12 protein-coding genes are annotated in these 16101 nt (G+C 42.7%); 3 read left to right on the top strand and 9 right to left on the bottom strand.

The annotated features are described in order from the left end of the window. From ACJROX_RS04375 to ACJROX_RS04365, 3 genes are read left to right on the top strand one after another with little or no spacing between them, the layout of a single operon-like run. On the top strand, positions 1 to 1311 hold the full coding sequence (locus tag ACJROX_RS04375; RefSeq protein WP_408009541.1) for a four-carbon acid sugar kinase family protein: 1311 nt from the start codon (positions 1 to 3) through the stop codon (positions 1309 to 1311). Further along, positions 1308 to 2327, top strand: a complete 1020-nt coding sequence (gene pdxA, locus ACJROX_RS04370) for a 4-hydroxythreonine-4-phosphate dehydrogenase PdxA (protein WP_408009540.1) — start codon at positions 1308 to 1310, stop codon at positions 2325 to 2327. The genes ACJROX_RS04375 and pdxA overlap by 4 nt, the downstream gene beginning before the upstream one ends. Before the next feature lie 32 nt (positions 2328 to 2359). Next, the gene (locus ACJROX_RS04365; protein ID WP_408009539.1) at positions 2360 to 3730 is read left to right on the top strand and encodes a GntP family permease; all 1371 of its coding nucleotides are present in this window, start codon (positions 2360 to 2362) and stop codon (positions 3728 to 3730) included. A gap of 175 nt (positions 3731 to 3905) precedes the next feature. On the opposite strand, the gene ACJROX_RS04360 is transcribed toward ACJROX_RS04365, so the two are convergent. The 9 genes from ACJROX_RS04360 to ACJROX_RS04320 all read right to left on the bottom strand — a co-directional run bounded on the left by ACJROX_RS04360 (position 3906) and on the right by ACJROX_RS04320 (position 15872). Next, positions 3906 to 6020, bottom strand: a complete 2115-nt coding sequence (locus ACJROX_RS04360) for a HelD family protein (protein ID WP_408011573.1) — start codon at positions 6018 to 6020, stop codon at positions 3906 to 3908. A 450-nt stretch (positions 6021 to 6470) separates the two neighbouring features. Beyond that, complete coding sequence (locus ACJROX_RS04355) at positions 6471 to 7415, bottom strand: ArsA family ATPase (RefSeq protein ID WP_408009538.1); 945 nt, start codon at positions 7413 to 7415, stop codon at positions 6471 to 6473. Positions 7416 to 7433: 18 nt separating this feature from the next. Further along, a complete protein-coding gene (locus tag ACJROX_RS04350) occupies positions 7434 to 7700 on the bottom strand; it encodes a cory-CC-star protein (protein ID WP_221568885.1) in 267 nt (88 codons plus the stop codon). A 14-nt stretch (positions 7701 to 7714) separates the two neighbouring features. Beyond that, positions 7715 to 8017, bottom strand: coding sequence for a hypothetical protein (locus ACJROX_RS04345; RefSeq protein ID WP_408009537.1), 303 nt, complete (start codon positions 8015 to 8017; stop codon positions 7715 to 7717). A 215-nt stretch (positions 8018 to 8232) separates the two neighbouring features. Then, positions 8233 to 9975 (bottom strand): carbon starvation protein A, encoded by a 1743-nt coding sequence (locus tag ACJROX_RS04340; protein WP_408009536.1) that lies wholly within the window; start codon positions 9973 to 9975, stop codon positions 8233 to 8235. A 314-nt stretch (positions 9976 to 10289) separates the two neighbouring features. Further along, positions 10290 to 11321, bottom strand: coding sequence for a hypothetical protein (locus ACJROX_RS04335; protein WP_408009535.1), 1032 nt, complete (start codon positions 11319 to 11321; stop codon positions 10290 to 10292). A gap of 41 nt (positions 11322 to 11362) precedes the next feature. Next, a complete protein-coding gene (locus ACJROX_RS04330) occupies positions 11363 to 12214 on the bottom strand; it encodes a hypothetical protein (RefSeq protein WP_408009534.1) in 852 nt (283 codons plus the stop codon). Positions 12215 to 12592: 378 nt separating this feature from the next. Next, positions 12593 to 14308: a S8 family peptidase gene (locus tag ACJROX_RS04325; RefSeq protein WP_408009533.1), complete on the bottom strand. Its 1716-nt coding sequence runs from the start codon at positions 14306 to 14308 to the stop codon at positions 12593 to 12595. 226 nt (positions 14309 to 14534) lie between these two features. Continuing rightward, positions 14535 to 15872: a S8 family serine peptidase gene (locus tag ACJROX_RS04320; RefSeq protein ID WP_408009532.1), complete on the bottom strand. Its 1338-nt coding sequence runs from the start codon at positions 15870 to 15872 to the stop codon at positions 14535 to 14537. Positions 15873 to 16101 lie beyond the last annotated feature (229 nt).

The raw sequence follows: 16101 nt of genomic DNA, 5'->3' as shown, positions 1-16101 counted from the left end.
GTGATTGGAGTTATTGCAGATGATTTGACCGGTGCGAATGCTACAGGAGTCAGACTGACAAAACAAGGATTCAAGACCGCAACAGTGGTGCGGGACGCTCCATTACCGGAAAAAAATCAATATGATGCGATTTGTATTGATACAGACAGTAGATATTCCCCAGTCAGTGTATGCCAGCAACGTGTGAAAACGGCTATCAATAAATTCAAAGAACAGGATGTAACTGTATTTTGCAAGAGAATTGACAGTACAGTCAGGGGGCATTTCGGATATGAAATTGATGCGATGCTCGATGAATTAGGCGAAGAAACCATTGCAATCGTCTGTCCCTCCTTTCCTAAATCAGGCCGTGTCACCACAGGAGGATATCTGCTTGTTGAGGGTGTTCCATTACAAGAAACGGATGTGGCAAGGGATCCGATCAAACCTTTAACTGAATCATACGTTCCGAATATCATTCAATCCCAAAGCTTATACCCTGTAGAACACATTCCATTATCTACAGTTCTTAAAGGAGCGGAACCCATTGCAGCCAGGATAAAGGATCTCACCGAAAAAGGAATAAGGATCATTTCCATCGATGCTGTGACTGATGAAGAAATCGATGAAATCGCAAAAGCGATGACGTTGATTGAAAACAAGAAGGTCATACCATGTGACCCTGGGCCACTCACTGCTTCCTATTGCCGTGATTACATCCAGAAGCAAGTTAATCCAAGTAAAATCCTTGTCACCGTAGGAAGTGCTACCACGATGACCGGAAGGCAACTTGAATACCTGTACTCTAAGGCACAGATTACTCCTATTCATGTAGACGCTGAAAAGCTTGCCACTTTTAATGGAAGATGGGAAGAAGAGATACAACGTTCTGTTGATGAAGCCCTGAAAATGGTACAGGAAAATGACCTCATTGTAGTTACGACCTACCACCCTGGTGCAAAGCGGGTGAACTTGAAAGAAAAAGCCATTGTTGAAAAGTCCTCTGAAGATGCACTTGCTAAGCGAATAACTGATGGGCTTGCTAAGATTTCAAGGAAACTGATTGAACAATCACCATACAAAATTGAGGGCTGTTTTTCAAGCGGCGGTGATGTTACAGCTTCTATTTGTGCCATAAGTGGAGCATCAGGTATACATCTTGACGATGAAGTTATTCCGTTAGCGGCTTACGGCCAGTTCATCGGTGGACATTTCGATGGCATTTCCGTCGTGACCAAAGGTGGACTTGTCGGTGACAAGAAAGCCATTTATGATTGCGTACAACTTTTAAAAAATAAACTTTCCCAATACAGAAAGGAGAAAAACGTATGACAACACGTATTGAAAAACCAATCATCGCTATTCCTATGGGGGACCCTGCAGGAATAGGACCTGAAATCACTGTCGGTGCTTTAAGTGAAAAAGAGATTTATGAACAGTCGCGTCCAATTGTAATCGGGCATACTGAGGTCTTGGAAAAAGCAATCGGGATCATGGATGTGAATCTTTCGATAAATAAAGTGGATTCACCTGAAGAAGGAAAATATGAGTTTGGAACGATCGATGTCATCCATCTTCCGAACTTGAAGGTCGATGAACTGAAATTTGGAGAAGTACAAGCTCAATGTGGACAAGCTGCCTTCGATTATATCAAGAAAACGGTAGAACTTGCTAATGCTGGAGATGTCCATGTCATGGCGACGACTCCGATCAATAAGGAATCATTAAAAGCTGCAGAAGTTCCATATATCGGGCATACAGAAATGCTTGCTGCTCTTACAAACACGGATGATCCATTAACGATGTTTGAAGTCCGTAATATGAGGATCTTCTTTTTGACACGCCATCTCAGTGTAAAGGATGCCATCGATCAAATGACAAAGGAACGTGTCCGTGATTATTTGAACCGATGTGATAAAGCCCTTCAACGTCTAGGTGTCGAAAAACGGAAATTTGCTGTAGCAGGATTGAATCCACATGCTGGTGAAGGCGGATTGTTCGGACGCGAAGAAATTGATGAATTGACCCCTGGAATTGAACTTGCAAATCAAGATGGCATTGATGCTGTTGGACCGGTTCCTGCAGATTCGGTTTTCCATCATGCGTTAAATGGAAAATTCGATGCAGTCCTTTCCCTTTATCATGACCAAGGGCATATTGCTGCAAAAATGACTGATTTCGAAAGAACGATATCCATTACGAATGGTCTGCCATTCCTTCGAACTTCTGTGGACCATGGAACAGCATTCGATATCGCAGGTAAAGGTATTGCTAGTACCGTCAGTATGGAAGAGTGCATAAAGCTGGCGGCTAAATACGCTTCTAGATTCACACGGAAGAATATCTAACAACAGTTAACAACCTATAGGAGGCAATAAAAATGGAAGCATCTGGAGCACAAATGATATTAGGCTTAGTTCTCGGAGTATTCTTTCTAATCTTTCTAGTTTTACGTACGAAAATCCATGCCTTTCTAGCATTGATCATCGCAGCATCCATCACTGGAATCGTCGGGGGTATGAAAGCCCCTGACGTGGTCAATGCCATCACCTCAGGATTTGGCGGCACACTTGGTTCAATCGGAATCGTCATCGGTTTTGGTGTAATGATGGGCCGTATATTGGAAGTCTCAGGCGCTGCGGAAAGATTGGCCTATAGTTTTATAAAATGGTTAGGAAAGCGAAAAGAAGAATGGGCGATGGCTGTTACAGGATATGTCGTCTCAATCCCCATCTTCGTCGATTCTGCTTTCGTTATTTTAGCCCCACTTGCGAAAGCGCTATCAAAAAAGACTGGTAAATCCGTTGTTGCATTAGGTGTCGCGCTTGGTGTCGGTCTTGCCGTGACACACCATGCTGTTCCTCCTACCCCGGGACCTTTAGGCGTTGCTGGAATCTTCGGTGTCGATGTAGGATGGATGATCCTCACAGGTTTGATTTTCGCAATTCCGCTTATCATTGTTGGTGTCTATTACGCGAAATGGGTAGGTAAAAAGATCTACCAGCTTCCAGATGAAGATGGCCAAGGGTTCGTAAGACCTGAAATGCCGCAAACATTGGAAGAGTATTACGAAATGCAAGAGAATAAAAATCTACCGTCTTTACTGCGTTCCTCATTACCGATTTTAGTACCGATCTTTTTGATTTTCTTAAATACAACGATCGCAGCAATCGGGCTTGAAGGTGGCATTTATGATATCATCAATTTCCTAGGAGCTCCTATCATTGCTGTCGGAATTGGACTAATCTTCGCCATCTACGGTCTATATAATCATGTGAAGCAATCGACTGCGATCGATCGTATGGAAGAAGGTATCAAGGATGCGGGTATCATCCTGCTTGTGACTGGTGCAGGTGGAGCTTTAGGTAATGTGTTGAGAGAAAGCGGCGCAGGTGACTATATTGCGGAACAAATCGCGCAGACTTCCCTGCCTGCCATATTACTCCCATTCGTCATCGCCAGTATCGTCCGCTTAATCCAAGGTAGTGGTACAGTCGCAATGATTACCGGCGCATCCATATCAGCACCGATTTTAGCTGGTCTGGACGTCAATATGGTACTCGCAGCTCAGGCAGCGACACTCGGTGCCATGGTGTTCTCTTATTTCAATGATAGCTTATTCTGGGTTGTAAACCGTATGTTAGGAATAAAAAATGTGAAAGAACAGATTCTCACATGGTCAATTCCCACTACGATTGTGTGGGCAGCTTCCCTCGTATTGCTATTGGTCGCAAACCTGGTAGTAGGCTGAAAAATAGGCTAAAAGTTTAATAGTCATAAACTATAAAAGTAAAGGGGCTGACCTAAAAAAGTGTCAGCCCTTTTTATTGCTCGAAGAAATGAGAAAGTTGCTCGACCATTGCAAAGTTGCTCAATGAATGAGAATAATTGCCCGATCATGGGTTAAAGTTGCTCAACAATAGCGATCATAGATTCAGCTTTGTGCGTACCAGCGGTGTTAATTCATCTTCGTACAAGACCCATAATTGGTGTAGGGCTCTTGTACATCCTACATATAAGAGCTTTGCATCCGCATCGTTGAGTTGATAATGATCAGGATCGGCATCCAGAAGTACCACGGCATCGAATTCCAAGCCTTTTGTCAAATACACAGGTATCACCGAAATACCGCCTTGATAATTTGTCTGGTCGGCTGTTATTAATGAAGCCTCAATTCCATGAGCCGTTATCCTTTCATGAATTTCTTCACAATCCTTTGCAGTCCTTGCTATCATTGCAATACTGTTTGCATCCGACTCTTGGATTTTTTCTAAAACCGATAAGGTCTTCTCGATCCGATCAGTCCTACTCACCTGGACTTCCTTGACTGGTTCACCGCTTCGGAATACGGGTTTTGCGAGACCACCTGTGTGCCGCATGTTTTGCAGGATCCGATTGGCGTACTCGATGATCTCTAAGGTAGAACGATAACTTCTCCCCATTTGTACGTATTGGGACTTCTCCTGTCCAAACACCTCTATGAACTCTTCCCATTTCTTAATCCCTTTGTAAGAGTGGATTCCTTGTGAAATATCACCGAGGATAGTGAACGAATCCTCGCTTACATTCAATTTCAACACTTCTATATGAAATGGTGAGAAATCCTGCGCTTCGTCTATGACTACATGCTGATAAGTAAACTGCTTATCCATTCCGATAAGCCTTTGATGAATCCAGATAAGCGCTGGTAAATCTTCTGCCGTCACTCCTTTTTTGTTCATCCGCTTTCTTGTATCGTCCCTGATTTCTTGAGGCAGGTATTTTTGGACCGGTAAAGCGAAATCTTGCAGCCTCGTTTTCTTATATAATTCCTTATAAAATGAAAAGGCACTGTGATCCGGCCATTCTTTCATGTAAGCTTTCAATTGTTTATCAGCAGTTTTCTTCCGTTCTTTCCGTTCATGGGGCAGTATCTCTTCCACTTGTTTCTGTGCCCATGTCTTCAATCGCTTCATTATCCGGTTTCGTCGTACTGAAATCGGGAAATGCCGCTGTTCATCGTTCCACTTTTTTACGGTAGAGGAATGCAAGACAGCCCCTTCCCAAAGCTTCAAATCCGCTTCCGGGACCATAGTCTTTTCAAGCTGGTTCAAAGCTTCCTCTAAAACTTTTTTATATGCCAATGAGCCCTTCAATCTTCCAGCTTCCAGGACATGTTTGGTATTCTCCAGCCCTTTTGAAAAAATGCTTTCCAGTTCGTCTGTACCTTCCGAAACAGTGATACCGTTTTCCAGTACTCCTTGCGCCCATTCATTGAACGTAGTCTGTTGAATCCCGCCAACACCAAGTTCCGGAAGGACATTGGAAATATAGTCAAGAAACATCCTGTTCGGAGCGAAGATGATCATTTGCGTTGCACTGAGATGATCCCTGTAATGGTATAGCAAGTAAGCAAGACGATGAAGGGCAACTGTCGTTTTCCCGGATCCTGCAACCCCTTGGATGATCAGTGGCTGGTTTTTATCCGCACGAATGATATGGTTCTGCTCAGCTTGAATGGTCGAGACGATGTCACGCAATCGATTGTCCTTCTTATCTCCCAACCGGTAAATTAAAAATTCATCCGTTCCCCCTGTTTCAGTGCTGCCCATTACATAAGTATCAACTACACGCTGGAGCTTCTGATTGCGGATGACTACATTCCGCTTCAAATGGATATCACCATCGACTCTTCCTTCTGGAGCTAAATAATAGATGTCCCCTTCCCCACCACTATACGAATAAAAAAGGCTGGCAACCGGCGCACGCCAATCGATGACCATAAGCTCGTTCGTCGATTCCTCAGTAACTCCAATCTTACCTATGTAGATCTCTTCTGGTCCTGGCTCTCCCTCTGGATGAAAGTCGATTCTTCCGAAAAATGGCTCCTCTTTTGCTATTCGCAGGTTCCTTCGGGCTTGCTCACGATGATCGTCGAGAGCTTGTTCGGCAATATCCTCACCAAAATACCTCGGTATCTTTTCCAACTTCATTATCTGACTCTTGATCTCTGCAGCGATTTGTTCGAGTTGCTGCTTCTCAATATCAAAGGCACTTTGAATCTGTTTCTTCACGTTCAGTTACCTCCTTAGAGTTTATCGTCTGAAAAGTCAGACGGAAAAATAATTCTACCAGACTTTGGAACTGACAACAAGTGAATTTTAAAATACGCTTTTATGATGTTGTTTACACTTCAAGAAAATTCTTGATAGAAGAGAAATTCGCGACACTCCTGCGGGAAAAGCGGGCCAGGCGAGACCCCGCAGGCCAATAACCATTAAGGATCTTCGAGTATAATAATGAACTTCGACTAAATGCTTCTAAAGAATTCTCATCGCAGACACGAAAATGATTTCATTTTTGTGTTGAGATCCATGTACAAGCGATGAGGCTTGCGGATCGCCTGCGGAAAGGGAGTGAATTTCGCGAAAATTAACAAAGATAAAGTACAGGAAATCAAAAAAATGCCTGAACCTCAAGGGAGATCCAGACACTTATAAGCGTAAAACTTCCTATTGGAAAAGTTCTTCCTTCATTGCATTACTGATTTGATCAAGGGCATCTAATGACGAAACATCACCATCCAGTAATGGAATGTAAATCTTCTCTTGTTGACCGAATTTCTTATCGATCATTTTGATATATTCTTTCTCCTGTTGCTTTCGTTTTTGAAGAAAAGGACTATCTTCCACATCAGGTAAAAGCTTATTGACCACAACCGTATTTACGAGAAGATCATGCTTTTTCAACGTGTTCAACGCCTTTTCCGTTTCGAGAATCGGTAGACGCTCTGCGTTCAGAACAAATACATATTCGGTCAAATCTTGATTCAATAACACTTTACGGACTTCAGCAAAGCGCTCTTTTCTTTTATCTAGGATGTCATAGATCGGATCCTCGACTGGTTCCCCGTCACCCATCCAGGCGGAATAGTTTTTGTTCAGATTCTCACGGCGTTTCAGCATCCCATCGATCCATGCCCCCATCAATTCGGGCAGTGTCAATAGCCTGATGGTATGACCGGTCGGGGCCGTATCGAAAACGATCGTATCGAAGGTCTCTTTTTCATCCAGAATGATCGATACGAGCCGATCGAACATCGCAGCTTCATCTGCCCCTGGGGAACTTCCAGCTAGATCGATCTGTCGATGGACTTCCTCAACCATTTTCGCTTTCACTAGCCCTTTCAGGTTATCTTTGACCCCACCCAGATAACGTTTTGTCTCTTCGTTCGGGTCGATTTCAATCCCAAAAAGGTTTTCAGTCAGACGCTGTGGTTTTCCAGACAACCTCTTATGAAAAATGTCCCCAACGTTATGGGCCGGATCGGTCGACACAAGTAGCGTCTTTTGACCTTTTCTAGCAGAAGTCAAAGCAAACGCAGAGGCAGATGTCGACTTTCCTACACCGCCTTTTCCCCCAAAGAATATGATCTGTTTATTAACAATCTTTTTCATTCGACACACAACCTCTCATCAACAACAACGAATGCCTTCAAGCGGTGACTTTTCCATCCCCATCCGCAAATGCCAATCATGGAACTTTTCAAGGATTGACGGATATAGTTCAAGCGTATAATAGGATACCGGATTCGGGATACCTAGCAATTCGGAAAAACATAAAAGCAAGAACAGATCATCCTCATCACGAAGCTCACGCTTGATCTCCGTTTTATGGTTATGGCTCAATATCTCGTCATATAATTCAATCAGTCTTTTAAAAGACCACTTCGCTTCTGTCATCGCTCATCACCCCGCTAGCTCATTTCCTGTTGTATTAATGTTAAAATCTCTTCATTCGTACGGGCCCTGTCATTCAGCCATCTTCCATTCAAAAAAACAGCTCCACGGCGGGCTCTCCAAAAGAGATTTTTCATGACTTCAAGCAATCCTATTTTACCATGTCGAACATGTCCAAACATATATGCTGCAATTGAAATCAGATTTCTCGGATCCGCATAAACAAGATCCATCTGGTCTCCATATTCATTCACAATCTGTTGATATAAAATACCGATTTCTTCCATTTCTTTCCGATCGTCTGCAAATTGATCATTCATACTGATGAACCCGTCACCAGAGACACCCCCACATCAGCCGCCACCGACTTCAGGAAAGACGCGGATGATAAGGATTTGGCCTTTCATAATCGATCACCCTTTTATTATGATTTAAAAACGTGAGCATTCCAGCATTCTGGCACTGGCTGAACCTCGGCTAATACATAAGGCCAAAAAAGGGAGCAGTTTCCCGCCCCCCTTTAGCCATCATTTTATCAAGCAGTCTTATCCATATCTGAAGGATCTTGTTTTTGGCTCAGAACTTTGAAAGCTTCTGCAACAATCCAAAGCGCAAATCCGAGGATCAAAGCTCCAAAGACGAAGAGCAAGATGTTCGTATCGGCCGTTCCTGCCCCAGACCAATCAAATATGACCTGTTTCCCCATCGCCCAGACAGTCATGAATAAAACGAAAACCATCGGAATGAACGTCGGCATGAAGTTTCGCCCTTGTTTCTTCAACCAAATGGACACAAGTAGCAATGTGATGCCTGCTAAAAGTTGGTTGGATGTACCGAATAATGGCCATAACAAGTATCCGCCTGATCCGAATCCGTTCGGTCCTTCTGGAAGAAGTACCAGCATTGCACTTGTACCTACTGCAATGGACGTAGCCACATGAGCTTTAGTAAGTGCTGGTATTTTATATTCAGTACCAAGCTCTGAAATGATATAGCGCATCAAACGTACAGAAGTATCGAGTGAAGTCGCTGCAAAACTGATGACAATTACAGCTACGATCGTCGCCGCGATGTCGGCTGGGATACCAACACCCGATGCCAGGACACCAGCACCTGCGATAAAGTTTCCAAGTCCTCCAGCACTTGCTGCTGCAAAACTGCTATATGCTGCAGTAAAATCAGCACCAGTCGCAAAGAATGTCGTTACAGCGATGATCGCTAGTAAGGCAAGCATTCCTTCGCCAACCGCACCAAGATAACCGACAAATTTAGCATCCGTTTCTTTATCAAGTTGTTTAGAAGATGTTCCAGAAGCGACGAGCCCATGGAATCCTGAAATCGCCCCGCATGCAATCGTAATGAAAAGAAGCGGCCACATAGATATATCTGCGCCTGAATTTACCGCAGGTGCAGTAATTGTAGGGTTAGTGAAGATGACCCCTAGATAGAGAATAACTAGACCAAGTACAAGTTGATGTGAGTTGATATAATCCCTTGGCTGTAATAGCTTCCATACAGGTAATGTAGAAGCGAAATATACATAGACCATCAATACGATAATCCAGACGAAGAACGCCATTGAGACTCCGTTCAACCCGAACATCACCGTAGTTCCTTCTCCCCCGAACCATTTAACTAGATCGATTTGAAGGAATTCAAATCTAGATGCGAGGACAGCAGCACCATACATGAATGCAAGTGCTAATATAGATGGAAGCAGCATGCTTCCGCTTTTTTTATAAACTGCGTACCCGATCCAGATCGCTAATGGAATCTGAATGAAGATCGATAGTACAGAAGCAGGGAAGTTAACGAACAGGTTAGCGATTACCCAAGCAAACACTGCGTTAACCATCAATACAAGAATCAAGATGATAAACAAGAACAAGATCTTTGCGCGATGACCGATCAACTTATTGGCAATCGTACCAACAGATTGACCTTTGTTACGTATAGATAAAACAAGTGCTCCGAAATCATGTACGCCGGCTGCGAATACGGTACCTAAAATGACCCATATAACTGCCGGGACCCATCCCCAGTAAACCGCGATTGCCGGCCCGACGATTGGTGCCGCTCCAGCTACGGAACTGTAATGATGCCCCCACAATACGAATCGATTTGTAGGAACAAAGTCGACCCCATCCTTATATTTGTGTGCTGGCGTCGTAAAATTGGAATCAAGTTTATAAATCTTTTCAGCTATAAATTTTGCATAATAGCGATAACCAATTAAAAAAATAAATATTCCAATTGCCGCTAAAAGTAAACTACTCATTACCTACCCCTCCTTTGTCTCATTACTCTAATGGTAGGCAAAGTTGTAATCGCTGTCAATATTATTATGGAAAATTCAGAATGTTGGTATTTATAGGATAATAGGGATAGGACTATTTGTGGTGTTATTATACGGTGTTTTTAATCCTTTTTTACTACTTTATTGCACCTTCAGTTCTTTTTAACTAAAATATGTTCATAATTAATTACTATATTGTCACTATCAGCAGGTTTAGACCGGATAAATGTAAGGAATCCTGAAATTTGCCATAAGAAAAGACCGGGACTCATTCCCGGTCTTCCTTATTGTGATTCTTATGGTAGTGTAACTGTGTTTGTTTCAGATTCAGTTGTTGTTTCTGTTTCAAGATCCGTTTCTACATCTGTTTCTTGTTTTGTTTCTTCTTCAGTTTCAGTAGTCGTGTCTTCAGTAGTTCCAGCTAGTACAGCAGAATTTTCTGCAGCGTGTTCTTTTGCAGTTTCGCTAGCGTTTACATGCCCTTGTGCATTTGCTTTGTTCTCTGCAGAAACATTAGCTTCTTCTTCATCAGTTTCTTCTTCAACATCTTTTTCGGCATCTTCTTCAACATCAACTTCTACTTCTGTTTCAGCATCTTCTTCTTTCATGTCTGCATCTGTTTCTACTTCAGTATCTTCGTTAGCATCAACGTCTGAATCTACTTCTGCATCAGTATCTTCGTCTGCAGCTTCATCTTCTTCAGTTTTGCCTTCTACATCAGTTTCAACAGTTGTTTCTTCTTCTGAATTTTCGTCTTCTTCAGTTTCTGGTTCAACAGAAAGATTGACTGCAGCGTGAGCTGGCGCCTTTTCTTTTGCAATGTCACTTGCATGATAAGCACTGGACTTCGTCTTGTTTTCTGCAGAAGGATTCACCTTCTCTTCTTTTGCTTCTTCATTATCTTCGTCTGCTTCTACATCTTCTTCTACTTCAGTTTCGGTAGATTCTTCAGTAGTTGCTTCTTCTTCAGTTGTGACATCAGTTTCGGTAGTTTCTTCTACTTCTGCTTCTTCTTTAGGTTCTACATCAGTTTCTGCGTCTGTTTCAGAACCTGCTTTTACAGCAGATTGTGGAGCTGCATTTTCTTTTGCTTTTTCATTAGCATGGACGTGTCCTTGAGATTCAGCCTTGTTCTCTGCTGATGGGTTGTTCTTGGCTTTTGTTTTCGCTTCAACTTTCACTTCATCATCTAGAGCTTGAACTTTTACTTCAGACTTTTTCCCATTTCCAGCTGCTTCAACTGAATCGACACCTACAAAAGCACCAAAAGAAAGTGCTCCTGCCAACACCAAAGACTTGACTACCAATTTACCGTTTACACGTACCATTAGAAATCTCTCCTTCTTCTCATTAATAATTTTTTCATTCATTAAGCACTATGAGGAAGAAGGTTTGATTTCGGCGGTGGTGAAGGCGGTGCATTGATCCACTGATTGTGTTCTCTCCGATGTTCAGCTAAGAAATCACGATCGAGTGTGACCAATGGACCGATCCCTGTAAAAGATAAAGCATACAAAAGAGAGCCATTTCCAGATGTATTTGAAGGTCCATCGTTGTGTTTGTTCGGTTTTGATAGCTGGTTTCCAGTTTGCGAAGGGATCACAAACGGTGCATCAGCCGGACTTTCTTCATGAGGTAATGGCTGCTGATTGTTCCTGGATTTTTGAGTATTGTCAGCTGCGTCAGGTTTTTTGTCTTCAATTGAATCGGTTGTTGATTTGTTATTGTGATCCAGTTTTGCTGCTTTTTGTTCATCTGTCTCCTTTTTAGACTCAAAAGAAGAAGATTCATCTTTTAAAGGGTTTTCGTTTTTACCACGGTCATTATGTACTGAGGTTCCGGTTTTTTCAGTGTCCTGGACAGGTTTATTCGTTTCCTTCTTAAGTTCGGAAACACCTTTCCCATTCGCTGCTTTGTCTTTTGCATCAATCTTTGCATGCGCCGGCTTTCCTTTTTCTCCAGTTTCATCAACATTCACTTCAGCCTTTGCTTGGTCAGGCAGCTCCCGATTTGATTTTTGATCGGAGCTTCCAATTTGTCGATCTTTTTTGGTGTTCTTATCAGCATTTTCATTTTGATGTTCTTCTGCTTGATTATCTGCTTCCACTGGAGGATCAGGTAATTCATCTAGCTTTTCTTTGCCGTTCGCAAGAACTTCAGATGGAACCAACAGACATGCTCCCGCAATAAGCCCTTTAACAATCAGGGTTTGGATTCGCACGTACTTCACCTCCTTTCAAGTCCCAATATTTATAAGCTTCTATTGATTTTAGCAAATTATGTCGGGTACTGGCGGCAAAGTGAGACAAATAGCCATATAGGCCTACAAATCTCCTGAATATGTATACTAAGAAAAGCGCAAACGTCCTGATCAACCACGAATTTCACTGGAAGTCCAACCGAGGAGACTCAAACCAAACAAAGTTCGGTTCTGCATGGGTAATCCTTCGGCCTCAATCAATGTGTCGACCGCCACAGGAGGACTGAAGTGAGCCAAGTGGTTGGGCGTTGGAGCTAGACATTGCTTCATCGAAACAAAAGTTTTATAATCTTTAAAGAAAAAAGGCTGAACAAGTCAGCCCCTTTCTTCGGTATTACTTCACTTCTTTAAAATCTTTTCGATCGTATAGGTACCATTATATTGTTCAATTGTATTCAGCCATCCTATGACATCAACCGTATAAGTGCCGTCGGTAACCTCAGGAATGGTGGTTTCTTCTGTCGTAGTAACTGCATTTCCAGAGGAACCAGCAAGCTCACCAGCTGGGTCACGGATTTCCAGATCAAGATCATTGGTTGGAGATGTCCAATCGATCCGTACCTTCAGACTGACAGTATCCTTATCAAGGGTTATATCATAGTAGTCATGCGAAGCTGCTCCAGCTTCTGAGACACCTGCACCAAGAGTTCCTTCCCATGTTTCTTCAACAAAGTAAGTTTCATAGGTTTTGCCTGTTTTCTTATCTTTATATTTACCAATATTCGGGCTGGTTTTTTCAGCTGATTTTACAGCTTCGTATGCATCCACATAACCTGAACCAACCTCATGATATTGATACCCTTCCATCGGTTCGGCAGTTTTTTGTAAAATATCCAATACGATATCCGGATGTAAACCAGACTGCGCTTCCCTCATCAAGGCGACAATGCCTGTGATATGAGGGGTTGCCATACTCGTACCACTTGCTGTCGTATAGTATGGAAGATGCTGAGGTTCGATATAAGTGGCATCTGTTACAGACCCTAATGAATTCATGACTAAACCTGTAGATGATTTTGCTGCAACGATATCCACACCTGGTGCAGTGATATCCGGGTGTAGGACTTCATCACCTGGCACGCCGCGTGAAGAAAAGTCAGCAAGTTGCTTATCCTTTGTTCCAGCAGCCACTGATATGACCCATGGTGCAGCTGAATACGGGTTCAATGTGTCATCATCCGGTCCTTCGTTGCCTGCTGCAAAGGTGACAATCATCCCTGCATCATGTGCTTTTTTACTTGCGACATTCACCGGATTGTTAGGTGAATAATCACCAGTCGTCCCCCAGCTGTTACTGATGACATCGATCCCATATTTTTCTTGATTTTCCAGGACATAATCAAAGGCTTCCAGTGACCATAAAATGTTGATCCCTTCTCCAGTTCCAAGCCCTACTAATTTAGCATCCGGTGCGATACCTTTATATAATCCATCACTTGCTGTTCCTGATCCTGCAATGGTGCCCGCGACATGCGTCCCGTGCCCGGAAGACGTATCCGTATTTACAACATCTTCTAAATAAAGAGCTTCATCTGTAAATAGATTGCCTAAGATAAATTTGACATTTTGTACGACTTTTTCTCCCAAAGGAAGATCCGGATGAGTCGCATCTATCCCGCTGTCGATTACAGCCACTGTCGTTCCTTCGCCTGTGTAGCCAAGATCATTCCAGACACGTTCAGCCCCAACAAGTTCACGGCTGTCACGAAGAAAGTATTCCAAATCCTTATTATAGTAGACAGAAAGTGCATCCAGGTCTGATTCCAACAATTTCTGTACTTCTGTATTCGTGCCTTTAATGGCGATCATCGGGAGATTTTTATACGTTTTCGTCTTCAGGCCAAGGGCTTTCACGCTCGCTATTTGTGTATCTGTTGGCATATTCTCGAAAGTGATGACGGCTTCAACAATCGTAGATTCACTTGTAGATGCTAATTCATTCTGGAGCGTTTCATCTACTTCAAATGTATGAGCCCGGGCATGATCCGCTGCCCCTGATAAAGAATACGCTAAAATAAGGACCAAAGTAAGGATCCATAAGCTGACTTTTTTCATGTCATTCCTCCTGATTTTGATATTTTTATATTTTCATACTTTCATTTTCCGAGAGATTACAAACAGTTACAATTCACCGTATGTTTTAAATCAGACTGTTCTTATGGTTTATTTATGCTGTAGTCAATTCGTTATAGCAGCGGAATGATTGTGGTAAATTAGTCATGGTTATCGTATAAAAAAGAGAGGCAACTTTATGAAGTGCCTCTCATTGTATTGATGTTGATTACTTTTCGACAGCTTTTACAGCTTCATAAGCATTTACATAACCTGCACCTGCTTCATGAAGTTTATATCCAGCCATTGGATCAGCAGTATTGGTGAGTGCATTGAATACGCCATCTGGTGTTAAGCCAGAGTTAGCTTCCAACATCAACGCTGCTACTCCGGAAATATGAGGTGTTGCCATGCTTGTCCCGCTTGCAGTCGTGTAATATGGAAGGTGAGCTGCATCGATGTAAGTAACATCGGTTGTTGTTCCGAGAACATTCATCACTAATCCAGTCGATGATTTTGCTGCTACAATATCAACACCAGGTGCTGTGATGTCAGGGTGTACGAGTTCATCCCCAGGAATTCCTCTTGATGAAAAGTCTGCTAGTTCTTTATCTTTAGTTCCAGCAGCTACTGAGATCACCCAAGGGGCTGCTGAGTATGGATTCAATGTATCGTTCTCCGGACCTTCGTTTCCAGCTGCAAAAGCTACAACCATCCCTGCATCATATGCTTTCTTGCTCGCTACATTGATCGGGTCATTGGGAGAATAATCTCCTGTCGTACCCCAGCTGTTACTGATGATGTCGATACCGTATTCATCCTGGTTTTCCAATACGTAATCAAAGGCTTCAAGTGCCCAGAGTACACTGATCGCCTCACCTGTTCCAAGGCCAACAAGTTTTGCATCTGGCGCTACACCTTTATAGAGCCCGTCACTGGCAGTGCCAAGGCCGGCAATGGTTCCTGCAACGTGAGTACCATGACCGGAGGATGTATCTGTATTAGCTACATTTTCCAAGAATAAAGACTCTGATCCGTCTGAGAACAAGCTATCCCCAACTAGAAACTTTACATTTTGGACTACCTTGTCGCCAAGAGGAAGATCAGGGTGTGTCGCATCTATACCACTGTCGATGACGGCGACCGTCGTGCCTTCCCCAGTATATCCGAGATCGTTCCATACATTTTCAGCACCGATCAATTGGCGGCTGTCACGAAGCTTATACTCTAAATCTTTATTATAAAAGATTGAAACAGCATCAATTGCTGATGAAAGCAATGATTCTACTTCCAATTTAGTTCCTTGTATGGCCACCATGGGCAGATTCTTATAGGTTTTCGTCGATAATCCGAAGCCTTGCAGTTCCTCAACTTGTGCGTCTGTCGGCATAGTATCATAGGTGACGACAGCTTCTACGATGAATTGATCACCAGCTGTACTTATCACGCTGGAAAGAGCTTCATCAATTTCAATGGTTGACGCTTGTGCTTGATGATTGGATTGAGCTGCAAAAAACAATCCGATGATCAACGCTGTACTTAAAATAATCGAACCGATTCTCTTCATTCATGTTGCCTCCCCAAATAATAATTATCTAACTTTTCATACAAATACAATTTTCGAGGATTTTCATGTTGGAGACAATCAAGCAATAGATAGAAGTGTTAAGTAGGTCCTGTTCATATAATCATAGTACTAATGTTTTAACCCATACCCTAAAATAAGTATGTGTACCACAGTATCTGTACCAGGCACCGTTTAAGAAGTCAACTGCGCCAAGGGTTTCACTTGGGTT

It is taken from the genome of Pseudalkalibacillus sp. A8, from assembly GCF_045920555.1.
Classification (GTDB): Bacteria; Bacillota; Bacilli; order Bacillales; family Fictibacillaceae; genus Pseudalkalibacillus.
The sequence above is the reverse complement of the archived record's forward strand: the minus strand, read 5'-3'. Positions and strand labels throughout refer to the sequence as shown.

Coding starts and splice junctions, on each gene's coding strand:
- pdxA (WP_408009540.1), top strand. CDS start 1,308: ATGACAACACGTATTGAAAAACCAATCATCGCTATTCCTATGGGGGAC.
- ACJROX_RS04335 (WP_408009535.1), bottom strand. CDS start 11,321: ATGGTACGTGTAAACGGTAAATTGGTAGTCAAGTCTTTGGTGTTGGCA.
- ACJROX_RS04350 (WP_221568885.1), bottom strand. CDS start 7,700: ATGACAGAAGCGAAGTGGTCTTTTAAAAGACTGATTGAATTATATGAC.
- ACJROX_RS04325 (WP_408009533.1), bottom strand. CDS start 14,308: ATGAAAAAAGTCAGCTTATGGATCCTTACTTTGGTCCTTATTTTAGCG.
- ACJROX_RS04320 (WP_408009532.1), bottom strand. CDS start 15,872: ATGAAGAGAATCGGTTCGATTATTTTAAGTACAGCGTTGATCATCGGA.
- ACJROX_RS04345 (WP_408009537.1), bottom strand. CDS start 8,017: ATGAATGATCAATTTGCAGACGATCGGAAAGAAATGGAAGAAATCGGT.
- ACJROX_RS04355 (WP_408009538.1), bottom strand. CDS start 7,415: ATGAAAAAGATTGTTAATAAACAGATCATATTCTTTGGGGGAAAAGGC.
- ACJROX_RS04365 (WP_408009539.1), top strand. CDS start 2,360: ATGGAAGCATCTGGAGCACAAATGATATTAGGCTTAGTTCTCGGAGTA.
- ACJROX_RS04340 (WP_408009536.1), bottom strand. CDS start 9,975: ATGAGTAGTTTACTTTTAGCGGCAATTGGAATATTTATTTTTTTAATT.